Here is a 22291-nt window from a genome sequence, read left to right on the forward strand (position 1 = left end):
GTGCACTTGAGTAAGGGGCGTTCGCCAGGGCGGGCGCCCCTTACCGGTGCCGTGACGGGCGCACGCGCGCGTGCGCCACGGAGCCTGTCAGTGCCGTCTCGTAGTCTTGGGCGCGTGCAGGTACTCCACGACGCTCCCCTCGCCCCGTTGACCACGTTCCGGCTGGGCGGCCCCGCGACCCGGCTGGTGACCGCGACGACCGACGCCGAGGTCGTCGACGTCGTGCGGGAGGCCGATGCCACCGGGACGCCGTTGCTGGTCATCGGCGGTGGTTCGAACCTGGTCATCGGTGACAAGGGGTTCGACGGGACCGCCCTGCGCCTCGCCACCCGCGGCTTCGAGCTGGTCGGTACGCGGCTGGAGCTGGCCGCCGGTGAGGTGTGGACGGACGCCGTCGCACGCACCGTGGAGGCCGGGCTGGCCGGTGTCGAGTGCCTGGCCGGGATCCCGGGATCGGCGGGAGCGACGCCGATCCAGAACGTGGGGGCGTACGGCCAGGAGGTCTCCGCCACCATCACCGAGGTGATCGCCTACGACCGCGAGGCGGGCGAGACGGTCACCCTCACGAACGCCGAGTGCGGGTTCTCGTACCGCCACAGCCGCTTCAAGGCCGCCCCCGAGCGGTACGTCGTCCTGCGCGTCCGCTTCGAGCTGGAGGACGCGGGCGGGCTGTCGGGGCCCATCCGGTACGCCGAGACGGCCCGCGCGCTCGGGGTCGAACCGGGCGACCGGGTCCCGCTCGGCGACGCCCGCGACACCGTGCTGAAGCTGCGCGCCGGGAAGGGCATGGTGCTCGACCCCGAGGACCACGACACCTGGTCCGCCGGGTCCTTCTTCACCAACCCGATCCTCACGGACGCCCAGTTCGCCGCGTTCCACGCGCGCGTGCGGGAGCGTCTCGGCGAGGGCGTGGAGCCGCCCGCGTACCCGGCCGGGGACGGGCACACCAAGACCTCCGCCGCCTGGCTGATCGACAAGGCCGGATTCGGCAAGGGGTACGGCACCGGGCCCGCCCGGATCTCCACCAAGCACACCCTCGCCCTCACCAACCGCGGCGAGGCGACCACGGACGACCTGCTGGCGCTGGCCCGCGAGGTCGTCGCCGGGGTGCGTGAGGCCTTCGGGATCACCCTGGTCAACGAGCCGGTGACGGTCGGCGTCAGCCTCTAGGTGTATGGGCTCGCGGGCTCGCTCGACGTCAGCCAGGCGTCCACCCCCGCCAGCAGCCTCGCCTTCGTCTCCTCCGGCGCCGCCGACGCCCGTACCGACTGGCGGGCCAGTTCGGCCAGTTCCGCGTCCGTGAAGGCGTGGTGCTCGCGGGCGATCTCGTACTGGGCCGCCAGACGGGAGCCGAACAGCAGCGGATCGTCGGCGCCCAGGGCCAGCGGGACGCCGGCCTCGAAGAGAGTGCGCAGGGGGACGTCCTCGGGCTTCTCGTAGACGCCGAGAGCCACGTTCGACGCCGGGCACACCTCGCAGGTGACGCCCCGGTCGGCCAGGCGCTTCAGCAGGCGCGGGTCCTCCGCCGCGCGCACGCCGTGGCCCACCCGGTCGGCGTGCAGGTCGTCCAGGCAGTCGCGGACCGAGGCGGGGCCGGTCAGCTCGCCGCCGTGCGGGGCGGACAGCAGACCGCCCTCGCGGGCGATGGCGAAGGCGCGGTCGAAGTCGCGGGCCATGCCGCGCCGCTCGTCGTTGGAGAGGCCGAAGCCGACCACGCCGCGGTCGGCGTACCGGGTGGCCAGACGGGCCAGCGTGCGCGCGTCCAGCGGGTGCTTCATACGGTTCGCGGCGACCAGGACGCGCATCCCCAGCCCGGTCTCCCGCACCGCCGAGTCCACCGCGTCCAGGATGATCTCCAGCGCCGCGATCAGGCCGCCCAGGCGCGGGGCGTACGACGTCGGGTCGACCTGGATCTCCAGCCAGCCCGAGCCGTCCCTCAGGTCCTCCTCGGCCGCCTCCCGCACCAGCCGCTGGATGTCCTCCGGCTGCCTCAGGCACGAGCGCGCGGCGTCGTACAGCCGCTGGAAGCGGAACCAGCCCCGCTCGTCCGTCGCCCGCAGTCTCGGCGGCTCCCCGCTGACCAGGGCCTCGGACAGCACGTCGGGCAGCCGTACGCCGTACTTGTCGGCCAGCTCCAGCAGGGTGCCCGGCCGCATCGAGCCGGTGAAGTGCAGGTGCAGATGGGCCTTCGGGAGGTCGGAGACATCACGTACACGTTCCATCCCAGGATCCTGCCGTACGGCCTGCTCGTCCCGGTAGCGCTTTCCCCGTTCGTGGTCTTGCTCGCACGAAGAAACGGAACGGGCCGCCTCCCCGGAGGGAGACGGCCCGTGCACGCGCGCGTACAGCACGGCCACGTCGTCGTGGACGTCAGTCGCGCGCCTCCGCCAGCAGCTTCTGGATGCGGCTCACGCCCTCGACGAGGTCCTCGTCGCCCAGGGCGTACGACAGCCGCAGATAGCCCGGCGTGCCGAAAGCCTCGCCCGGGACGACCGCGACCTCGACCTCCTCCAGGATCAGCGCGGCCAGCTCGACGGTGTTCTGCGGGCGCTTGCCGCGGATCTCCTTGCCGAGCAGGGCCTTCACCGACGGGTACACGTAGAACGCGCCCTCGGGCTCGGGGCAGACGACGCCGTCGATGTCGTTGAGCATCCGCACGATCGTGCGGCGGCGGCGGTCGAAGGCCTCGCGCATCGTCGCCACGGCGTCCAGGTCGCCGGAGACGGCGGCCAGCGCGGCCACCTGGGCGACGTTCGAGACGTTCGACGTGGCGTGCGACTGGAGGTTCGTCGCGGCCTTCACGACATCCTTCGGGCCGATGATCCAGCCCACGCGCCAGCCGGTCATGGCGTACGTCTTCGCCACACCGTTGACCACGATGCACTTGTCGCGCAGCTCCGGCAGGACGGCCGGCATCGACACGGCCGACGCGTCGCCGTAGACCAGGTGCTCGTAGATCTCGTCGGTGAGCACCCACAGGCCGTGCTCGACGGCCCAGCGGCCGATGGCCTCCGTCTCGGCCTCGGAGTAGACCGCGCCGGTCGGGTTGGACGGGGAGACGAACAGGACGACCTTCGTCCGCTCCGTGCGGGCCGCCTCCAGCTGCTCCACGCTGACCCGGTAGCCGGTCGTCTCGTCGGCGACGACCTCGACCGGGACGCCGCCGGCCAGGCGGATCGACTCCGGGTACGTCGTCCAGTACGGGGCGGGGACGATGACCTCGTCGCCCGGGTCGAGGATCGCGGCGAAGGCCTCGTAGATGGCCTGCTTGCCGCCGTTGGTGACCAGGATCTGGGACGCGTCGACCTCGTAACCGGAGTCGCGCAGCGTCTTCACGGCGATCGCGGCCTTCAGCTCGGGCAGGCCGCCGGCCGGGGTGTAGCGGTGGTACTTGGGGTTCTTGCAGGCCTCGATCGCGGCCTCGACGATGTAGTGCGGAGTCGGGAAGTCGGGCTCGCCGGCGCCGAATCCGATCACCGGACGCCCGGCGGCCTTCAGGGCCTTGGCCTTGGCGTCCACGGCGAGGGTGGCGGACTCGGAGATCGCGCCGATGCGGGCCGAGACCCGGCGCTCGGTGGGTGGGGTTGCAGCGCTCATGAGGCCATCGTTTCAGACCGGAAACCGGCCCGGCACACGGGTTTCACGGACTGAACAGCTCAGGGCAAACCACTGAACAACAGTCCGGATACATCGGGTGGCCTGGGTGATCTTCGGCCAGTCCGCGGACCAGAAGGCGGCGATCTCCCCGGGGCGCAGGCCCCACGGGCTCTTTCTGTTCGACGACCGGCTCAGGACCACGTACACTCTCACCTCGTTGGCCTTCACTGAGCCCGCGCTCGGCCGGTGCACACCGAGCACCCGGTTGGATGCGGTACGTTGGGGGACACACAAAGGGTCGTAGCTCAATTGGTAGAGCACCGGTCTCCAAAACCGGCGGTTGGGGGTTCAAGTCCCTCCGGCCCTGCTTCACACACCGCCAGGATGTGTGCACAGGTACGTACAGCAATGCACCGCCGTGCGGCTCAGACCGGGCGCGGCACGGCCACGACCCGGGATCAGGTGAGGACGAATGACGGACGCCGTGGGCTCCATCGACACGCCTGATGCTCAGGACGAGACACCGGAGTCCCAGAAGAAGACCCGCAAGGGCGGCAAGCGTGCCAAGAAGGGCCCGCTGAAGCGCCTCGCCCTCTTCTACCGGCAGATCGTCGCGGAGCTCCGCAAGGTCGTCTGGCCCACGCGCACCCAGCTGACGCGATACACCACCGTTGTGATCATCTTCGTCGTCGTCATGATCGGACTGGTCACCGTGATTGACTATGGGCTCGACCACGCCGCCAAGTACGTCTTTGGCTGAGCCAAGAGCGAAGGGCGCCGCGACCCGGCGCCCCTTTCGCGTGTTCCACCCCCATGATCCAGGAAGAAGCAGCCACCGTGTCTGACCCGAACGTGAACGACGCCATCGAGCCGGTCGAGTCCGTGGAAGACGAGCTCGACATCGTCGAGGGTGCGGACGAGGACCTGGACGAGGCCGAGGCTGCCGACGCCGCCGCGGGTGAGCCCGCGGAGGAAGCCGCCGTGCACGTCGACGAGGAGCCCGCGGAGGAGGCCGAGCCCGAGGCCGAGCTCGACCCCGTCGAGAAGCTCCGTGAGGAACTGCGGACCCTGCCCGGCGAGTGGTACGTGATCCACACCTACGCCGGTTACGAGAACCGCGTGAAGACCAACCTGGAGCAGCGCGCCGTCTCGCTGAACGTCGAGGACTACATCTTCCAGGCCGAGGTGCCGCAGGAAGAGGTCGTCCAGATCAAGAACGGCGACCGCAAGACGATCAAGCAGAACAAGCTCCCGGGCTACGTCCTGGTCCGCATGGACCTGACGAACGAGTCCTGGGGCGTCGTGCGCAACACCCCCGGCGTCACCGGCTTCGTCGGCAACGCCTACGACCCGTACCCGCTGACCCTGGACGAGATCGTCAAGATGCTCGCCCCGGAGGCGGAGGAGAAGGCCGCCCGCGAGGCCGCCGAGGCCGAGGGCAAGCCGGCGCCGCAGCGCAAGGTCGAGGTCCAGGTGCTGGACTTCGAGGTGGGCGACTCGGTCACCGTCACCGACGGCCCGTTCGCCACGCTGCAGGCGACGATCAACGAGATCAACCCCGACTCCAAGAAGGTCAAGGGCCTGGTGGAGATCTTCGGCCGGGAGACGCCGGTCGAGCTCTCGTTCGACCAGATCCAGAAGAACTGACGCAGCGCCTCGAGCAGGTCAGAGTGGCTTCGGGCCGCTCTGACCTGCTCGGTTTTTAGCCGCACGGCGGTATCCGTTACCGTTGTGCGGTTGCCTTTGGGCACAAGTACAGGAAGAGGAAGAGGACCCGGAATGCCTCCCAAGAAGAAGAAGGTCACGGGGCTCATCAAGCTCCAGATCCAGGCCGGTGCCGCCAACCCGGCCCCGCCGGTCGGCCCCGCGCTGGGTCAGCACGGTGTCAACATCATGGAGTTCTGCAAGGCCTACAACGCCGCGACCGAGTCGCAGCGTGGCTGGGTCATCCCGGTGGAGATCACGGTCTACGAGGACCGCTCCTTCACCTTCATCACCAAGACCCCGCCGGCCGCCAAGATGATCCTCAAGGCCGCGGGCGTGGAGAAGGGCTCCGGCGAGCCGCACAAGACCAAGGTCGCGAAGATCACCCGCGAGCAGGTCCGCGAGATCGCCACCACCAAGATGCCCGACCTCAACGCCAACGACCTGGACGCCGCCGAGAAGATCATCGCCGGCACCGCCCGTTCCATGGGCGTCACGGTCGAGGGCTGAGCCCCAACCTCCCAGAGCAGTAGTGGCAGGGCCTGCTCGGCCCGGACCACGACTCCTAAGAACCCCAGGAGCAGTAGTGAGCAAGCGCAGCAAGTCTCTCCGCGCTGCGGACGCCAAGGTCAACCGGGAAAAGCTCTACGCCCCGCTTGAGGCCGTCCGTCTCGCCAAGGAGACCTCCACGACCAAGTTCGACGGCACCGTCGAGGTCGCCTTCCGTCTGGGTGTCGACCCGCGCAAGGCCGACCAGATGGTCCGTGGCACCGTGAACCTTCCGCACGGCACCGGTAAGACCGCCCGGGTCCTGGTCTTCGCGACCGGCGACCGTGCCGAGGCCGCGCGTGCCGCGGGCGCCGACATCGTCGGCGCCGACGAGCTGATCGACGAGGTGTCGAAGGGGCGTCTGGACTTCGACGCCGTCGTCGCCACCCCGGACCTCATGGGCAAGGTCGGCCGCCTCGGCCGCGTGCTCGGTCCCCGTGGTCTGATGCCGAACCCGAAGACCGGCACCGTGACCCCGGACGTCGTCAAGGCTGTCAACGACATCAAGGGCGGCAAGATCGAGTTCCGCGTCGACAAGCACTCGAACCTGCACTTCATCATCGGCAAGGTGTCCTTCGACGACGCCAAGCTGGTGGAGAACTACGGCGCCGCGCTGGAGGAGATCCTCCGTCTGAAGCCGTCCGCCGCCAAGGGTCGCTACATCAAGAAGGCCGCCATCACCACCACGATGGGCCCCGGCATCCCGGTCGACCCGAACCGCACCCGCAACCTCCTCGTCGAGGAGGACCCGGCCGCGGTCTGAGCCCATGGCTCGCTGAAGTCGGTCACGGGCCCCGCACCTGCTCCAGGTGCGGGGCCCGTTTCGTCGCCGTGGGGGACGGTTGTCAGTGGCCTGGGTTAGCGTGCTTGCACGGGACTCGCATCTCGCAATGGGGGGACGAATGACGAGCACCATCCTGCGCCGGGGCGTGCGCCGCGTGGCCGTCGCGCTGGCGGCCGTGGCCGCGCTGACCGGCGGCCTGGCCGGCTGCACCACCGCGGACTCGTCCGGCCGCCCGGCCGCGGACGACCGCCCGGCCGCAGAGGACCGGCCGTCAGACGAGAGCGGGGCACGCGTCGCCCCGATCGCCGCGTTGCGCTCCGCCGAGCGGTCCACGGACCTGGCCGACTCCGCGCGCGTGGAGTCCAGGACGACGATGGGCACGCTGATGTCCATGACGGCCGACGGCGTCCTCGGCTGGAGCGACGGCATCACCGGCACCCTGACCATCACCTACACCGGCGGCACCATGGCCGACACCATGCGCCAACTGGGCAGTACGTCGATGGAGGCCCGCTATCTGCCGGACGCCTACTACGCGCGCATGGGCGACACGTTCGCCGAGCAGGCGGGCGGCCGCCACTGGGTGCGGTACGCGTACGACGACCTGGCCGACCTCACCGGGGGCTCCGGCGCGTATCTGCAGGACCAGATGCGCAACACCACCCCGAAGCAGTCCGTGGAGCTGCTGCTGGCCTCCGGGGACGTCAAGGAGGTCGGCACGGAGGAGGTGCGCGGCGAGCGGACCACGCACTACTCCGGCACCGTCGACGTGGCCGACCTCGCCGCCCGGAACTCCCACCTCTCCGCCGACCGCCTCGCCGACCTCAGGGCACAGCTCGAACGGGCCGGCGTGACCACGCAGACCGTCGACATATGGGTCAACGAGCGGGACCTGCTGGTCAAGAAGGTCGAGAGGGGGCGGATGGTGACCGGGGAGCTGACCCAGACCGCGTACTACAGCGACTACGGGGCCGAGGTCTCCGCCGAGCGGCCGCCGGCCGACGACACCCAGGACTTCAGGGAGCTGCTGCGACAGCGGCAGGGCGGCGGCGGAGGCGGCTCCTGAGTCCCGTGCTGCGGCGGGCCGAGGGCCGTACGGGCGGATTTGCTTGACAGGGATGCGGTCCCGTACTCTTCTGCGGAAGCCAAAGACCGCTGGTTGTTGCCGCGCGCTCGTACGAGGGTGCGGTGGCCGAAGGATCCGCTGAACTGCGGACGGCCCGCGCAGGTGACAGTGGAAGTACTCCCGGAGTACGTGCGTCCCCGCATGTACGGCCGGTCGAGTCCGCCCCGTGCGCCTGCGCCGGGGCGTTTCGTTTTCCCCAGTCCTCCTTCGGGTCCGCGCGGTCCGAATCACCCGGAAGGAGGCCGAGGCTCTATGGCGAGGCCCGACAAGGCTGCCGCGGTTGCCGAGCTGACGGACAAGTTCCGCAGCTCCAACGCCGCCGTGCTGACCGAGTACCGCGGTCTCACCGTGGCGCAGCTCAAGACGCTGCGCCGTTCGCTCGGTGAGAACGCCCAGTACGCCGTGGTGAAGAACACACTGACCAAGATTGCGGCCAACGAGGCCGGGATCACGCTGGACGACCAGCTGTTCGCTGGTCCGACGGCCGTCGCCTTCGTCACCGGTGACCCGGTGGAGTCGGCGAAGGGTCTTCGTGACTTCGCCAAGGACAACCCGAATCTCGTCATCAAGGGCGGTGTCCTTGACGGCAAGGCGCTGTCCGCCGACGAGATCAAGAAGCTTGCGGACCTCGAGTCCCGCGAGGTTCTGCTCAGCAAGCTGGCCGGTGCCTTCAAGGCGAAGCAGTCCCAGGCTGCCTCCGTCTTCCAGGCGCTGCCGTCGAAGCTCGTCCGCACCGTGGACGCGCTGCGCGCCAAGCAGGCCGAGCAGGGCGGTGCCGAGTAATTCGGCTCGCATCATGACCGCCGCCTTCAGGCAGCGGTCGTAGCGGGCCGAACGTACGCCCGCCAGTCATGTACATCCCGGCACCAGCCGATTTAAGTGGAAGGAAAGCCATCGTGGCTCTCACCCAGGAAGAACTGCTCGCCGAGTTCGAGTCGATGACCCTGATCCAGCTCTCCGAGTTCGTGAAGGCGTTCGAGGAGAAGTTCGACGTCACCGCCGCCGCGGCCGCCCCGGTCGTCGTCGCCGGTGCCGCCGCCGGTGGCGCTGCCGCCGAGGCCGAGCCGGAGAAGGACGAGTTCGACGTCGTCCTCACCGGCGCCGGTGACAAGAAGATCCAGGTCATCAAGGTCGTGCGCGAGCTGACCTCCCTCGGCCTGAAGGAGGCCAAGGACCTGGTGGACGGCGCCCCGAAGCCCGTCCTGGAGAAGGTTGCCAAGGACGCCGCGGACAAGGCCAAGGAGGCCCTGGAGGGCGCCGGCGCCTCCGTCGAGGTCAAGTAAGGCCGACCTCTCCGCGCGCTGACGACAGCCCCGTAGGGCTGTAACGCGAACGCACCGAAGAGCGATCATCCATCCGGGTGGTCGCTCTTCGGCGTTCCTGAGGGTCGGCGGCGGCTGCCTTGCACCCGCGGTCGCGAGGAGTAAGGTGATCTTCGTCGTGCCTCTCCGCGCCCTTGTGGCTGGCTGCACGTGACGAGCGCAGCACCTCGGCTTGGGCAAGGGGGCCTTGACGAACCGCACGCAGCGCGCAATTCTCAGGACGCGTCGTCACAAGGATCCGAATCCGAGGCATGGATCGACGACGAAGAGGGCAGTATCAACGTGGCGTTGAGGGCGTGGCCTTGTCGCAGGGGTTGAGAACAACGAGGGCATCGAGGTTCTTCGAAAACCCGCACTGGACATCAGTGTGCCAAGTGGCTACACTGACCCTTTGCGCTGCCTGTTAGCTGTCCCCTGCCCGTCACCAGGGGCATGCCCTCGCTTGAGCACCGACGACCGGACCGTCCCTGACCTGGGACTTCTGTCTCTGTGTATCGGTGAGGGGCCGGTACGCGCGTAGTGAGTCCGAGCCCTCGGAAGGACCCCCTCTTGGCCGCCTCGCGCACTGCCTCGACCGCGAATACGAACAACGGCGCCAGCACCGCCCCGCTGCGCATCTCCTTTGCAAAGATCAAGGAGCCCCTCGAGGTTCCGAACCTTCTTGCGCTGCAAACCGAGAGCTTCGACTGGCTGCTCGGCAACGACGCGTGGAAGGCTCGTGTCGAGGAGGCTCTGGACAACGGTCAGGACGTCCCCACCAAGTCCGGGCTCGAGGAGATCTTCGAGGAGATCTCCCCGATCGAGGACTTCAGCGGGTCGATGTCGCTGACGTTCCGCGACCACCGCTTCGAGCCGCCGAAGAACTCGATCGACGAGTGCAAGGAGCGTGACTTCACCTACGCGGCTCCGCTCTTCGTCACCGCCGAGTTCACCAACAACGAGACCGGCGAGATCAAGTCCCAGACGGTCTTCATGGGCGACTTCCCGCTCATGACGAACAAGGGCACCTTCGTCATCAACGGCACCGAGCGTGTCGTCGTGTCGCAGCTGGTGCGCTCGCCGGGTGTCTACTTCGACTCCACGATCGACAAGACGTCCGACAAGGACATCTTCTCCGCCAAGATCATCCCGTCCCGGGGTGCCTGGCTGGAGATGGAGATCGACAAGCGCGACATGGTCGGTGTCCGTATCGACCGCAAGCGCAAGCAGTCCGTCACCGTTCTGCTGAAGGCGCTCGGCTGGACGACCGAGCAGATCCTTGAGGAGTTCGGCGAGTACGAGTCGATGCGCGCCACCCTGGAGAAGGACCACACCCAGGGCCAGGACGACGCGCTGCTCGACATCTACCGCAAGCTGCGCCCGGGCGAGCCCCCCACGCGTGAGGCCGCGCAGACGCTGCTGGAGAACCTGTACTTCAACCCCAAGCGTTACGACCTCGCCAAGGTCGGCCGCTACAAGGTCAACAAGAAGCTGGGTACGGACACGCCGCTGGATGCGGGCGTCCTGACCGTCGAGGACATCATCGCGACGATCAAGTACCTGGTGAAGCTGCACGCCGGTGAGACCGAGACGGTCGGCGACTCCGGTCGCTCCATCATGGTCGAGACCGACGACATCGACCACTTCGGCAACCGCCGCATCCGCAGCGTCGGCGAGCTGATCCAGAACCAGGTCCGTACGGGTCTCGCCCGTATGGAGCGCGTCGTGCGCGAGCGCATGACCACCCAGGACGTCGAGGCGATCACGCCGCAGACCCTGATCAACATCCGGCCGGTCGTCGCCTCCATCAAGGAGTTCTTCGGCACCAGCCAGCTGTCCCAGTTCATGGACCAGAACAACCCGCTGTCGGGCCTGACGCACAAGCGTCGTCTCAACGCCCTCGGCCCGGGTGGTCTGTCCCGTGAGCGGGCCGGCTTCGAGGTCCGTGACGTGCACCCGTCGCACTACGGCCGCATGTGCCCGATCGAGACGCCGGAAGGCCCGAACATCGGTCTGATCGGCTCGCTCGCCACCTACGGCCGGGTCAACGCGTTCGGTTTCGTCGAGACCCCGTACCGCAAGGTGATCGACGGCCAGGTCACCGACGAGGTGAACTACCTGACCGCCGACGAGGAGGACCGCTTCGTCATCGCGCAGGCCAACGCGCCGCTGACCGACGATCTCCGCTTCGCCGAGGCCCGCGTCCTGGTCCGCCGCCGTGGCGGTGAGGTCGACTACGTCGCCCCCGAGGACGTGGACTACATGGACGTCTCGCCGCGCCAGATGGTGTCGGTCGCGACCGCCATGATCCCGTTCCTGGAGCACGACGACGCCAACCGTGCCCTCATGGGCGCGAACATGATGCGCCAGGCCGTGCCGCTGATCCAGGCGGAGTCCCCGCTCGTCGGCACCGGCATGGAGTACCGCTCCGCGGTCGACGCCGGCGACGTGGTCAAGGCCGAGAAGACCGGTGTGGTCCAGGAGGTCTCCGCGGACTACATCACCACCGCCAACGACGACGGCACGTACATCACGTACCGCCTGGCCAAGTTCGCCCGCTCCAACCAGGGCACCTCGGTCAACCAGAAGGTCATCGTCACCGAGGGCGACCGCATCGTCGAGGGCCAGGTCCTCGCCGACGGTCCGGCCACCCAGCAGGGCGAGATGGCGCTCGGCAAGAACCTGCTCGTGGCGTTCATGCCGTGGGAGGGTCACAACTACGAGGACGCGATCATCCTGTCGCAGCGCCTCGTGCAGGACGACGTCCTCTCCTCGATCCACATCGAGGAGCACGAGGTCGACGCCCGTGACACCAAGCTCGGCCCCGAGGAGATCACCCGGGACATCCCGAACGTCTCCGAGGAGGTCCTCGCCGACCTCGACGAGCGCGGCATCATCCGTATCGGTGCCGAGGTCATCGCCGGTGACATCCTCGTCGGCAAGGTCACGCCCAAGGGCGAGACCGAGCTGACGCCGGAGGAGCGCCTGCTGCGCGCGATCTTCGGTGAGAAGGCCCGTGAGGTCCGTGACACCTCGCTGAAGGTGCCGCACGGCGAGACCGGCAAGGTCATCGGTGTGCGCGTCTTCGACCGCGAGGAGGGCGACGAGCTGCCGCCGGGCGTGAACCAGCTGGTCCGCGTCTACGTCGCGCAGAAGCGCAAGATCACCGACGGTGACAAGCTCGCCGGCCGGCACGGCAACAAGGGTGTCATCTCCAAGATCCTGCCGATCGAGGACATGCCGTTCCTGGAGGACGGCACCCCGGTCGACATCATCCTCAACCCGCTGGGTGTGCCGTCCCGAATGAACCCGGGACAGGTTCTGGAGATCCACCTCGGCTGGCTCGCCAGCCGCGGCTGGGACGTCTCCGGCCTCGCCGACGAGTGGGCGCAGCGCCTGCAGGCCATCGGCGCCGACCAGGTCGAGCCCGGCACCAACGTCGCCACCCCGGTCTTCGACGGTGCGCGTGAGGACGAGCTCGCGGGTCTGCTGCAGCACACCATCCCCAACCGCGACGGCGAGCGCATGGTGCTCCCGTCCGGCAAGGCGCGGCTGTTCGACGGCCGTAGCGGTGAGCCGTTCCCGGACCCGATCTCGGTCGGCTACATGTACATCCTGAAGCTGCACCACCTGGTCGACGACAAGCTGCACGCCCGTTCGACCGGTCCGTACTCGATGATCACCCAGCAGCCGCTGGGTGGTAAGGCCCAGTTCGGTGGCCAGCGGTTCGGCGAGATGGAGGTGTGGGCACTCGAGGCGTACGGCGCCGCCTACGCCCTCCAGGAGCTGCTGACCATCAAGTCCGACGACGTCACCGGCCGCGTGAAGGTCTACGAGGCCATCGTCAAGGGCGAGAACATCCCCGAACCCGGCATCCCCGAGTCCTTCAAGGTGCTCATCAAGGAGATGCAGTCCCTGTGCCTGAACGTGGAGGTGCTGTCCAGCGACGGTATGTCCATCGAGATGCGTGACACCGACGAGGACGTCTTCCGCGCTGCGGAGGAGCTCGGCATCGACCTGTCCCGGCGCGAGCCGAGCAGCGTCGAAGAGGTCTGACGGGAGTCCGGAGGCCTCCCACCAGGAGGCCTCCGGCCCCAGGACCCCCGTTTCAGACCCCAAGACTTACGACCCTGAGAGGGATTGACGCATAGTGCTCGACGTCAACTTCTTCGACGAGCTCCGGATCGGCCTGGCCACCGCTGACGACATCCGTCAGTGGAGCCACGGCGAGGTCAAGAAGCCCGAGACCATCAACTACCGCACCCTCAAGCCCGAGAAGGACGGACTCTTCTGCGAGAAGATCTTCGGTCCGACCCGGGACTGGGAGTGCTACTGCGGCAAGTACAAGCGCGTCCGCTTCAAGGGCATCATCTGCGAGCGCTGTGGCGTCGAGGTCACGCGCGCCAAGGTGCGCCGTGAGCGGATGGGCCACATCGAACTGGCCGCCCCCGTCACGCACATCTGGTACTTCAAGGGCGTTCCGTCGCGGCTGGGCTACCTGCTCGACCTCGCCCCGAAGGACCTGGAGAAGGTCATCTACTTCGCCGCGTACATGATCACGTACGTGGACGAGGAGCGCCGCACGCGCGACCTGCCCTCGCTGGAGGCGCACGTCTCCGTCGAGCGGCAGCAGATCGAGCAGCGCCGGGACGCCGACCTGGAGGCCCGCGCCAAGAAGCTGGAGGCGGACCTCGCCGAGCTGGAGGCCGAGGGCGCCAAGTCCGACGTGCGCCGCAAGGTGCGCGAAGGCGCCGAGCGGGAGATGAAGCAGCTGCGCGACCGTGCGCAGCGGGAGATCGACCGGCTCGACGAGGTGTGGAACCGGTTCAAGAACCTCAAGGTCCAGGACCTGGAGGGCGACGAGCTGCTCTACCGCGAGCTGCGTGACCGCTTCGGCACGTACTTCGACGGTTCGATGGGCGCCGCGGCGCTGCAGAAGCGCCTGGAGTCCTTCGACCTGGAGGAGGAGGCCGAGCGCCTCCGCGAGATCATCCGTACCGGCAAGGGCCAGAAGAAGACCCGTGCGCTCAAGCGGCTGAAGGTCGTCTCCGCCTTCCTGCAGACGTCCAACAGCCCCAAGGGCATGGTCCTCGACTGCGTCCCGGTGATCCCGCCGGACCTGCGTCCGATGGTGCAGCTGGACGGTGGCCGCTTCGCGACCTCCGACCTGAACGACCTGTACCGCCGTGTGATCAACCGGAACAACCGACTGAAGCGGCTTCTCGACCTCGGCGCGCCCGAGATCATCGTCAACAACGAGAAGCGCATGCTCCAGGAGGCCGTCGACGCGCTGTTCGACAACGGCCGCCGCGGCCGTCCGGTCACCGGTCCCGGTAACCGCCCGCTGAAGTCCCTCAGCGACATGCTGAAGGGCAAGCAGGGTCGCTTCCGTCAGAACCTGCTCGGTAAGCGTGTGGACTACTCCGCGCGTTCCGTGATCGTCGTCGGTCCGCAGCTGAAGCTGCACCAGTGCGGTCTGCCGAAGGCGATGGCGCTGGAGCTGTTCAAGCCGTTCGTGATGAAGCGGCTCGTGGACCTCAACCACGCGCAGAACATCAAGAGCGCCAAGCGCATGGTGGAGCGCGGCCGCACCGTCGTGTACGACGTCCTCGAAGAGGTCATCGCCGAGCACCCGGTGCTGCTGAACCGTGCGCCCACCCTGCACCGCCTGGGCATCCAGGCCTTCGAGCCGCAGCTGGTCGAGGGCAAGGCCATCCAGATCCACCCGCTCGTGTGCACCGCGTTCAACGCGGACTTCGACGGTGACCAGATGGCCGTACACCTGCCGCTGTCCGCGGAGGCGCAGGCCGAGGCCCGCATCCTGATGCTGTCCTCGAACAACATCCTCAAGCCGGCCGACGGCCGTCCGGTGACGATGCCGACCCAGGACATGGTGCTGGGCCTGTACTTCCTCACCACGGACGACGAGGGCCGCGCCATCAAGGGCGCCGGCCGTCCGTTCTCCTCGGTCGCCGAGGCGATCATGGCGTTCGACGCCGGCGAGCTGTCGCTGCAGGCGCGGGTCGACATCCGCTTCCCGGTGGGCACCATCCCGCCGCGTGGCTGGGTGCCGCCGGTCCGTGAGGAGGGCGAGCCGGAGTGGCAGCAGGGTGACAGCTTCACGCTGAAGACCACGCTGGGTCGTGCGCTCTTCAACGAGCTGCTGCCCGAGGACTACCCGTTCGTCGACTACGAGGTCGGCAAGAAGCAGCTCTCGCAGATCGTCAACGACCTGGCCGAGCGCTACCCGAAGGTCATCGTGGCGGCCACGCTCGACAACCTGAAGGCGGCCGGCTTCTACTGGGCCACCCGTTCCGGTGTCACCGTCTCGATCTCCGACGTCGTCGTCCCCGAGGCGAAGAAGGAGATCGTCGCCAAGTGGGAGGCGGCGGACGAGAAGGTCCAGAAGCAGTACGAGCGCGGTCTGATCACCAAGGACGAGCGCACCCAGGAGCTCATCGGCATCTGGACCAACGCGACCAACGAGGTCGCCGAGGCCATGACGGGCAACTTCCCGAAGACCAACCCGATCTTCATGATGGTCAACTCGGGTGCCCGAGGAAACATGATGCAGATGCGTCAGATCGCCGGTATGCGCGGTCTGGTGTCCAACGCCAAGAACGAGACCATCCCGCGGCCCATCAAGGCGTCGTTCCGTGAGGGTCTGTCCGTGCTGGAGTACTTCATCTCCACGCACGGTGCCCGTAAGGGTCTGGCGGACACCGCTCTGCGTACCGCCGACTCGGGTTACCTCACCCGTCGTCTGGTCGACGTCTCGCAGGACGTCATCATCCGCGAGGAGGACTGCGGCACCGACCGCGGTCTGCGGCTGAAGATCGCCACGCGGGGCGCCGACGGTGCGCTGCTCAAGGCGGAGGACGTCGAGACGTCCGTGTACGCGCGCTGCCTCGCCGAGGACATCGTCGTGGACGGCAAGGTGCTGGCCCCGGCCGGTACCGACCTGGGCGACGTGCTCATCGACGAGCTGATCCTGCACGGGGTCTCCGAGGTCAAGACCCGCTCGGTCCTCACCTGCGAGTCCGCCGTCGGCACCTGCGCCATGTGCTACGGCCGCTCGCTGGCCACCGGCAAGCTGGTCGACATCGGTGAGGCGGTCGGCATCATCGCCGCCCAGTCCATCGGTGAGCCCGGTACGCAGCTGACGATGCGTACCTTCCACACCGGTGGTGTGGCCGGTGACGACATCACCCAGGGTCTGCCGCGTGTCGTCGAGCTCTTCGAGGCCCGTACCCCGAAGGGTGTCGCCCCGATCTCCGAGGCCACCGGCCGCGTCCGGATCGAGGAGACCGAGAAGACCAAGAAGATCGTCGTCACCCCGGACGACGGCAGCGACGAGACGGCGTACCCGATCTCGAAGCGCGCCCGGCTCCTGGTCAGCGAGGGCGAGCACGTGGAGGTGGGCCAGAAGCTCACCGTGGGTGCCACCAACCCGCACGACGTGCTGCGCATCCTGGGCCAGCGTGCCGTCCAGGTCCACCTGGTCGGCGAGGTCCAGAAGGTGTACAACTCGCAGGGTGTGTCGATCCACGACAAGCACATCGAGATCATCATCCGGCAGATGCTGCGCCGTGTGACGATCATCGAGTCCGGCGACGCCGAGCTGCTGCCCGGTGAGCTGGTCGAGCGTTCGCGCTTCGAGCACGAGAACCGTCGTGTGGTCCAGGAGGGCGGTCACCCGGCCTCCGGTCGTCCGCAGCTCATGGGTATCACCAAGGCCTCGCTGGCGACCGAGTCCTGGCTGTCGGCGGCGTCCTTCCAGGAGACGACCAGGGTCCTCACGGACGCGGCGATCAACGCCAAGTCCGACTCCCTGATCGGCCTCAAGGAGAACGTCATCATCGGTAAGCTCATCCCGGCCGGTACGGGTCTGTCCCGCTACCGCAACATCCGGGTCGAGCCGACCGAGGAGGCCAAGGCCGCGATGTACTCGGCCGTGGGCTACGACGACATCGACTACTCGCCGTTCGGCACGGGCTCCGGCCAGGCCGTGCCGCTGGAGGACTACGACTACGGTCCGTACAACCAGTAAGCGAGTCGCTCGAACCGAGGGGCGGTCCCTTTCCGGGGGCCGCCCCTCGGCGTGTGCTCAGCGACCGGTCAGCTCCACGACGGTCACGGCAGCGGTGGTGAGCGCGGCCACGGCGCCGATGCTGGCGAGGGGCCAGCGGGAGCGTTCCAACGAGTCGAGGCGCTGCTCGTGGTCGGCGAGCTGCTTGTCGGTCTGGTCGCTGCGTTGGACGAGGAGCGCGAGGGATCCGTCGACCCGGGCGAAGCCGGCCTCCAGGGAACCGCGCAGGCGTTCCAGTTCGAGGGCGATGGTGAGTGGGTCGTTCGGGTCAGGGTCGGTCATCGGCACCTCCAGTGCGCAGCCAGGCCGGGAGCAGGGCCTGTACGGCGGGCAGGGCCATGGCCCGCGCCAGCGCCCCGGCGGTGGTCAGGGCTCCGGCGGCCCAGGGGAGGGCCTGGGGGAGGTCGGACGCGTCGACGGTGGCGGGGAGCAGGACACCGAGGGCGGCGGCGGTCTGCACGACGGTGCGCAGGGTCCGCTTGGCAGCTTCCGACATGGGTGTTCCTCCTTTCGGGAGCTGTTCAGGAGCAGTTCAGGAGCTGTACGGGACTTTCAGCGCCGCCCACGACTTCTTGCCCGGCCAGCCGTCGGCGTCGGCGCCCGTGTAGCCGAGCCTGCGCTGCCACTTCGCGTAGCTGCGGCGGTCGGCCTCGGTCCACTGGGGGCCGGGGCCGGAGGCGTACGCGGAGCAGCCGACGGCGACCAGGCGTCTGCCCATGGCGGTGACGACGGGGGACTTGGGGTGCTTCTTGAACCAGGCCGTGCCCGGGAAGGGCTGGTAGCGGGGGGTCGAGGGCTTGGGGCTCGTGGGCTTGCTGCCGAGGCGGTCGGCTATCCGGGCGCGCAGCGAGGCCATGGTGAAGCCCCGGGGGTCGATCTTCGCGCTGGTCCACTCCTTGTGGCCGATGACCGAGGCCGCGCTCCAGCCGTGTGCTCGGCACAGCGCGGCCGACGCCCGGACGATGGCGTCGAGCTGGGCCTCGGGCCAGGGGTCCTTGCCGTCGCCGAGGTTGACGCACTCGAAGCCGTAGAAGCGGGCGTTGCCGTCGGTGGTGCGCTGGTCGGGGGCGGGGAGCCGGGTGCGTTCGGCGGTGACCGCGGCGAGGACGTCCGGGTCGCCGGCGCCCGCGTGGTTGGCGCGGCCGTGGCCGACGAGATGGACGGTGCCGTCCTTGGCGATGACGGCGTGGCAGAGCGGGCCGGGCAGGCCGGAGTGGCCCTTGAAGCAGAGGGCGACGGTGGCGGTGGTGCCGGTCGTGACGGTGTGGTGGATCATCACGCCGTTCACCGGGCCCCAGGCGCCCTTGCGGTTGCGGTTGTTGGTGCGCCAGCCGGGATGTTCGACGACGACGACGCCCTCGGCCCGCAGGGCGGACACGAGGGCGTCGGCGGTGAGGGGGTTGGCCATGGGCGGTGCCTTTCGGGGCCTGAGTCGGGGCATGAGAAAACCCCGGCCGGTGGTGGCGCGGGGTGCGGGGTGCGGGGTGCTGGATGGGTCGCGGATCAGCCGGGGGGCGTTTCCTCGCCGGGAACGGCGGGAACGGCGGGGTCAGCGGGGTTAGCAGGGTCTGCGTTTGGGGGGCGCCGGGAGCCGCGGGGTCACAGGTCGGCGGGGTCCGCGGGAACGGCGGGGTCGCCGGGAGTGGTGGGGTCCAGGGGGTCGGCAATGGCCGGGAGCCGTGGGGTCACGGGTCGGCGGGGTCGCCGGGAGTGGTGGGGTCCAGGGGGTCGGTAATGGCCGGGAGCCGCGGGGTCACAGGTCGGCGGGGTCCGCGGGAACGGCGGGGTCGCCGGGAGTGGTGGGGTCCAGGGGGTCGGCAATGGCCGGGAACCGCGGGGTCACGGGTCGGCGGGGTCCTCGGGAACGGCGGGGTCGGCGGGGGTCGGCGGTGTCGTCCAGGCCGCGCACAGGGCGGCGTACGCCGCTGTGTTCGCCTGGAAGTCGGCTGTCGCCGCGGCCACCGCCCGCTGGATGGCGGTCGCGTCCGGTGTGACCGGTTCGGTGCCGGTGGGCTGGACACCGACCTGCCCGTAGCCGCGCAGGACGACGTTGTTCTCGCCGGTTTCGGTGAACTGGGCGGTGACGTAGACGGTCGGGTAGCGGCCGGTGACCGAGTCGGGCTCGATGACTGTGCTGAGGCTGGTGTCGGTGATGTTGACGTGGATGATGTGGCCGTCCTCGACGACGGTGGCGCGGCCCGCGTAGTCGATCGCGGCGCCCCAGGGCTGGGTCGGGTCGATGTCCATGAGTGCGTTCCTTCCTCAGGACTTGTCAGGTCTGGCGGCCGTACATGAGGACCGGGTTCGCGTAGACGGTGCCGGAGCTGCTGGTCACCATGGCCTGAAGCTCGAACCTGACCGTGGTGCCCTGGATCGAGGCGAAGTCGGTGCTGATCAGGGCCGTGTGGTCCCAGTCCGAGCCGGCGGTGATGGTGCTGCCCCACTGGGCTCCGGCCACCAGGACCCGGACCTGGCCGGTGGCGCCGGAGCTGACGCGGGTGTTCAGCATGAGCCGCATCTTCGGCTGCCAGACCGGGTTGTGCGACACCGCGATCGTCGTCCACGAGGTCGCCGTGGTCTGCGGCCAGCGCGTCATCCCGGTGTCCTGCGGGGGCAGCATGACCAGCCAGGGCCGGGCCAGGCCGCCGGTGGAGATGTCGTCGGAGATGATCTCGCGGCCCTGCGGGTCGTAGATCCGCAGCGGCTGCTGCGAGGTGCTGGTGCCGTCGCCGTTGTAGAGGCTCATGGCGAGCGCACCGGTCTGCCGGCGGATGGCGAGGCCGTACTCCGCGCCCTCCCAGGCGCCGACCGCGAAGACCGCGGGGCCCCCGCCCGGCGGCCGGACGGCGAGGTACCCGCCGTCGGTGATCTCCACCCCGCCCCCGGACACCTTGTTCAGCGCGGGCCGGGAGTTGACGGCGGTGGACAGCTGCTGGATCCGGCGTTCCATGGCGGTCAGCCGGTCGATGATGTCCTCGGGGAGCTGGGGCATCAGGAGGCCTCCTCCAGATAGAGCTCGGCGGTGTCGGGGCGGCCGCGCTGCGCCGGGCTGACCTTCACGCCGATGATCCGGTAGCGGGCGTCCAGGCCCTCGGTCCACCACTCGTCGGTGATGCGCAGGCGGACGGTACGGCCGAGGAGCGCGGGCGGGACCAGGTCGTCGATGCGGATGCTGATCTCGGGGATCACCACCGCGCCGGTCGCCGCGGCGAGTTCGGCGGCGGCCAGCGAGTTCAGGGTGGCCTTGTCGGTGATCGAGTTGTGGTCCGAGGACAGGTCGATGCGCGGATAGCCGTCGGCGATCAGCCGGTCGGCCACCTGGACGTCGCTGCACTCCGGGCGGGACTCCGCCGCCTGGTTGTCGTTCTTCGACGCCCCGCGCGCCCGGGCGGTGGTGCCGCCGCGGGTGGCGTCGCGGGGGAAGGAGTACGCCAGGATGCTGCCCGGGCGGTCCAGCACCAGGTCGGTGGTGCCGGTGAGGATCTTCGGGCTGCCCAGGCGGAGCTGCCGGATCCGGGCGCCGGTGGCCGGGTCGCGGTAGACGGAGATGTGGTGCTCGAAGCCGTTGTCCATGGCGGCGAGGGTGTCGATGGCCTCGGAGTAGAGGGTCTCGTCGCCGTCCCGGTAGGCGATGGTGCGGGTCTGCGGGGAGCTCTCGGTCCCCTCACCGACCCGGATGTCGCCGCCGGGCAGGCTCTGCAGGTCGCGCCAGAGTTCCCGTACGACCTGAAGCTGGTCCTTGTTCGTGTACGTCAGGTCCGCCCGGATCCGGCGCCTGCCCGCGTACGAGTCGAAGGTCGCCGCCTGGATGCCGAGCGTGAGCACGCCGCGGTCGCTGCTGTGCAGGGTGCTGGTCCAGATGATGCCGCCCCACCACAGGTCGCCGCCGCGCTCCAGGTAGACGGCGGTGCGGCCCTCCTCGATGCGGCGGGCGCGGGCCGCCATCGCGGCGTCGGGGACGGGCACGGTGCCGGAGAGGGAGCCGGCCTTGCCTATGTAGTCGTCGACGGTGACGTCGCGCAGGGGGAGGATGTCGATGGTGCTGTCGGTGCGCAGATCGCAGAAGATCGCGCGGTACGGGGTGGTCGTGGTCATACGGCGGTCAGCTCCTTGTCGGACGGGACGTCACAGCACGTAGGTGCCACTGACGCGCAGCTGGCTGCCGGTGGCGATCACCCCGCCGGGCGTCCAGCTGCGCAGCTGGACCGAACCGTCGGGAAGGAGCCGGGCGCTGCCGTCGGCCGTGCCGTTGGCGGCGAGGGCGTCCATGTCGGCCGCCGGACGCCAGCCGGAGGGCAGGGTGCAGATCACCTCGTCGATGATGTTGCCCGCCGTGGCGGTGCCGCCGGTGAGGTCGGCGCCGGTGCGGGAGACGATCACGAGGAACGTGCAGACACCGTGGGCGCGCCGGGCGCTGAAGGACACCAGCGACCAGTTGGTGGCCGCGGCGGCCCCCGTGGTCGTGGTCTCCACGGCGACCGGCGGCTGGTAGGTGGACCAGGCGGAGCCGTTCCAGCGCTGGAGGGTGCCGTTGACGTCGCGGTACTGGCCGGGGTAGGCGCCGATCGAGGTGTCGGTGGTGACCGGCAGGATGCCGCCGATGGCGACCGTGGCGGTACGGCGGCCCGTGAGGGCGGTGTCCCAGTCGATACCGCCGGAGCCCGCGCCGGCTCCCGCCGGGACGCGGACCTCGTACAGCACGATGGCCAGGGCGGGGGTGGCGGGCACCGCCGGGGTCGCGGCCGGGGTGCCCTGGACGATCTCCAGCGCGGCCTCGGTGCGGCCGGAGCCGTCGTAGGCGTCGTCGTAGACCCGCAGGACGACCAGGTCGATCCGGTCGTACTGGGCGTCACCGTCGGCGAACGTGAGGGTGACGAGGTCGGACAGGGCGACCGGGTAGGCGCCCTGGGTGTCCGCGCCCTGGATGATGGCCCGGCCCGGGTACACGGTCGCGGTCATGGAACCCGGCGAGCCGGTGACCGTGAAGCCGGAGATGCGCCACTGGCCGTCGTCGGAGCCGGGCAGGATGCCGGAGCGGGTGGCGACGGGGGAGGTGGGGGTGAGCGCGCCGAGCGCGGTGAGGCGGGTGTCGGTGCGGGTCTGGCCGTCCGGGGACAGCCACCCGAAGTGCAGGGGCATGG

General features: G+C 69.3%; 19 protein-coding genes and 1 tRNA gene. 11 read left to right on the forward strand and 9 right to left on the reverse strand.

Annotated elements, in window-relative coordinates; genetic code table 11:
• Positions 1 to 114: 114 nt before the first annotated feature.
• Positions 115 to 1170, forward strand: a complete 1056-nt coding sequence (locus KWI83_RS15360) for a UDP-N-acetylmuramate dehydrogenase (RefSeq protein ID WP_218514926.1) — start codon at positions 115 to 117, stop codon at positions 1168 to 1170.
• Here KWI83_RS15360 and KWI83_RS15365 read toward each other — a convergent pair.
• Positions 1167 to 2222: an adenosine deaminase gene (locus tag KWI83_RS15365; protein WP_218514927.1), complete on the reverse strand. Its 1056-nt coding sequence runs from the start codon at positions 2220 to 2222 to the stop codon at positions 1167 to 1169. The genes KWI83_RS15360 and KWI83_RS15365 overlap by 4 nt on opposite strands.
• 148 nt (positions 2223 to 2370) lie before the next feature.
• On the reverse strand, positions 2371 to 3597 hold the full coding sequence (locus KWI83_RS15370) for a pyridoxal phosphate-dependent aminotransferase (protein WP_218514928.1): 1227 nt from the start codon (positions 3595 to 3597) through the stop codon (positions 2371 to 2373).
• Positions 3598 to 3891: 294 nt separating this feature from the next.
• Here KWI83_RS15370 and KWI83_RS15375 point away from each other — a divergent pair.
• The 10 genes from KWI83_RS15375 to KWI83_RS15420 all read left to right on the forward strand — a co-directional run bounded on the left by KWI83_RS15375 (position 3892) and on the right by KWI83_RS15420 (position 17111).
• Positions 3892 to 3964, forward strand: a tRNA-Trp gene (locus KWI83_RS15375).
• Positions 3965 to 4069: 105 nt separating this feature from the next.
• Positions 4070 to 4357: a preprotein translocase subunit SecE gene (secE, locus tag KWI83_RS15380; RefSeq protein WP_218514929.1), complete on the forward strand. Its 288-nt coding sequence runs from the start codon at positions 4070 to 4072 to the stop codon at positions 4355 to 4357.
• Positions 4358 to 4434: 77 nt separating this feature from the next.
• Positions 4435 to 5244: a transcription termination/antitermination protein NusG gene (gene nusG / locus KWI83_RS15385; RefSeq protein WP_171114320.1), complete on the forward strand. Its 810-nt coding sequence runs from the start codon at positions 4435 to 4437 to the stop codon at positions 5242 to 5244.
• A gap of 132 nt (positions 5245 to 5376) precedes the next feature.
• Entirely contained in the window at positions 5377 to 5811 is a 435-nt protein-coding gene (gene rplK, locus KWI83_RS15390; protein ID WP_019525223.1) for a 50S ribosomal protein L11, read from the forward strand.
• A 76-nt stretch (positions 5812 to 5887) separates the two neighbouring features.
• Positions 5888 to 6613: a 50S ribosomal protein L1 gene (rplA, locus tag KWI83_RS15395; protein ID WP_218514930.1), complete on the forward strand. Its 726-nt coding sequence runs from the start codon at positions 5888 to 5890 to the stop codon at positions 6611 to 6613.
• Positions 6614 to 6752: 139 nt separating this feature from the next.
• Positions 6753 to 7700 carry a hypothetical protein gene (locus tag KWI83_RS15400; RefSeq protein WP_218514931.1) on the forward strand — a complete coding sequence of 316 codons (948 nt, stop codon included), beginning with the start codon at positions 6753 to 6755 and terminating at the stop codon, positions 7698 to 7700.
• A gap of 312 nt (positions 7701 to 8012) precedes the next feature.
• The gene (gene rplJ / locus KWI83_RS15405) at positions 8013 to 8543 is read left to right on the forward strand and encodes a 50S ribosomal protein L10 (protein WP_030641169.1); all 531 of its coding nucleotides are present in this window, start codon (positions 8013 to 8015) and stop codon (positions 8541 to 8543) included.
• Positions 8544 to 8653: 110 nt separating this feature from the next.
• Complete coding sequence (gene rplL / locus KWI83_RS15410; RefSeq protein WP_218515061.1) at positions 8654 to 9043, forward strand: 50S ribosomal protein L7/L12; 390 nt, start codon at positions 8654 to 8656, stop codon at positions 9041 to 9043.
• 588 nt (positions 9044 to 9631) lie between these two features.
• Positions 9632 to 13117, forward strand: a complete 3486-nt coding sequence (gene rpoB, locus KWI83_RS15415) for a DNA-directed RNA polymerase subunit beta (protein ID WP_218514932.1) — start codon at positions 9632 to 9634, stop codon at positions 13115 to 13117.
• Positions 13118 to 13211: 94 nt separating this feature from the next.
• Positions 13212 to 17111, forward strand: coding sequence for a DNA-directed RNA polymerase subunit beta' (locus KWI83_RS15420; RefSeq protein WP_218514933.1), 3900 nt, complete (start codon positions 13212 to 13214; stop codon positions 17109 to 17111).
• A gap of 57 nt (positions 17112 to 17168) precedes the next feature.
• Here the strand turns inward: KWI83_RS15420 and KWI83_RS15425 are convergent, their stop codons facing one another.
• The 7 genes from KWI83_RS15425 to KWI83_RS15455 form a co-directional block, all read right to left on the reverse strand.
• A complete protein-coding gene (locus tag KWI83_RS15425) occupies positions 17169 to 17432 on the reverse strand; it encodes a hypothetical protein (RefSeq protein ID WP_218514934.1) in 264 nt (87 codons plus the stop codon).
• Positions 17419 to 17646: a hypothetical protein gene (locus tag KWI83_RS15430; protein WP_218514935.1), complete on the reverse strand. Its 228-nt coding sequence runs from the start codon at positions 17644 to 17646 to the stop codon at positions 17419 to 17421. Before KWI83_RS15430 ends, KWI83_RS15425 begins: the two co-directional genes overlap by 14 nt.
• Positions 17647 to 17682: 36 nt before the next feature.
• Positions 17683 to 18558: a peptidoglycan-binding protein gene (locus tag KWI83_RS15435; RefSeq protein WP_218514936.1), complete on the reverse strand. Its 876-nt coding sequence runs from the start codon at positions 18556 to 18558 to the stop codon at positions 17683 to 17685.
• A 431-nt stretch (positions 18559 to 18989) separates the two neighbouring features.
• Complete coding sequence (locus tag KWI83_RS15440) at positions 18990 to 19397, reverse strand: ATP-binding protein (RefSeq protein WP_218514937.1); 408 nt, start codon at positions 19395 to 19397, stop codon at positions 18990 to 18992.
• Between the two features lie 25 nt (positions 19398 to 19422).
• Positions 19423 to 20142 (reverse strand): hypothetical protein, encoded by a 720-nt coding sequence (locus KWI83_RS15445; RefSeq protein ID WP_218514938.1) that lies wholly within the window; start codon positions 20140 to 20142, stop codon positions 19423 to 19425.
• Positions 20142 to 21245 carry a hypothetical protein gene (locus KWI83_RS15450; protein WP_218514939.1) on the reverse strand — a complete coding sequence of 368 codons (1104 nt, stop codon included), beginning with the start codon at positions 21243 to 21245 and terminating at the stop codon, positions 20142 to 20144. Before KWI83_RS15450 ends, KWI83_RS15445 begins: the two co-directional genes overlap by 1 nt.
• 30 nt (positions 21246 to 21275) lie before the next feature.
• A complete protein-coding gene (locus KWI83_RS15455; RefSeq protein WP_218514940.1) occupies positions 21276 to 22289 on the reverse strand; it encodes a hypothetical protein in 1014 nt (337 codons plus the stop codon).
• Positions 22290 to 22291 lie beyond the last annotated feature (2 nt).

The sequence above is a fragment of the Streptomyces sp. TRM70350 genome (assembly GCF_019219825.1).
Taxonomy (GTDB): domain Bacteria; phylum Actinomycetota; class Actinomycetes; order Streptomycetales; family Streptomycetaceae; genus Streptomyces.

What these genes read in the sequence shown, in the direction of transcription:
- KWI83_RS15400 (WP_218514931.1), top strand. Translation starts at nt 6,753, where the DNA reads ATGACGAGCACCATCCTGCGCCGGGGCGTGCGCCGCGTGGCCGTCGCG.
- KWI83_RS15455 (WP_218514940.1), bottom strand. Translation starts at nt 22,289, where the DNA reads ATGCCCCTGCACTTCGGGTGGCTGTCCCCGGACGGCCAGACCCGCACC.
- KWI83_RS15440 (WP_218514937.1), bottom strand. Translation starts at nt 19,397, where the DNA reads ATGGACATCGACCCGACCCAGCCCTGGGGCGCCGCGATCGACTACGCG.
- KWI83_RS15365 (WP_218514927.1), bottom strand. Translation starts at nt 2,222, where the DNA reads ATGGAACGTGTACGTGATGTCTCCGACCTCCCGAAGGCCCATCTGCAC.
- KWI83_RS15425 (WP_218514934.1), bottom strand. Translation starts at nt 17,432, where the DNA reads ATGACCGACCCTGACCCGAACGACCCACTCACCATCGCCCTCGAACTG.
- rplK (WP_019525223.1), top strand. Translation starts at nt 5,377, where the DNA reads ATGCCTCCCAAGAAGAAGAAGGTCACGGGGCTCATCAAGCTCCAGATC.
- rplJ (WP_030641169.1), top strand. Translation starts at nt 8,013, where the DNA reads ATGGCGAGGCCCGACAAGGCTGCCGCGGTTGCCGAGCTGACGGACAAG.
- KWI83_RS15435 (WP_218514936.1), bottom strand. Translation starts at nt 18,558, where the DNA reads ATGGCCAACCCCCTCACCGCCGACGCCCTCGTGTCCGCCCTGCGGGCC.
- KWI83_RS15370 (WP_218514928.1), bottom strand. Translation starts at nt 3,597, where the DNA reads ATGAGCGCTGCAACCCCACCCACCGAGCGCCGGGTCTCGGCCCGCATC.
- KWI83_RS15430 (WP_218514935.1), bottom strand. Translation starts at nt 17,646, where the DNA reads ATGTCGGAAGCTGCCAAGCGGACCCTGCGCACCGTCGTGCAGACCGCC.
- KWI83_RS15445 (WP_218514938.1), bottom strand. Translation starts at nt 20,142, where the DNA reads ATGCCCCAGCTCCCCGAGGACATCATCGACCGGCTGACCGCCATGGAA.
- KWI83_RS15450 (WP_218514939.1), bottom strand. Translation starts at nt 21,245, where the DNA reads ATGACCACGACCACCCCGTACCGCGCGATCTTCTGCGATCTGCGCACC.
- secE (WP_218514929.1), top strand. Translation starts at nt 4,070, where the DNA reads ATGACGGACGCCGTGGGCTCCATCGACACGCCTGATGCTCAGGACGAG.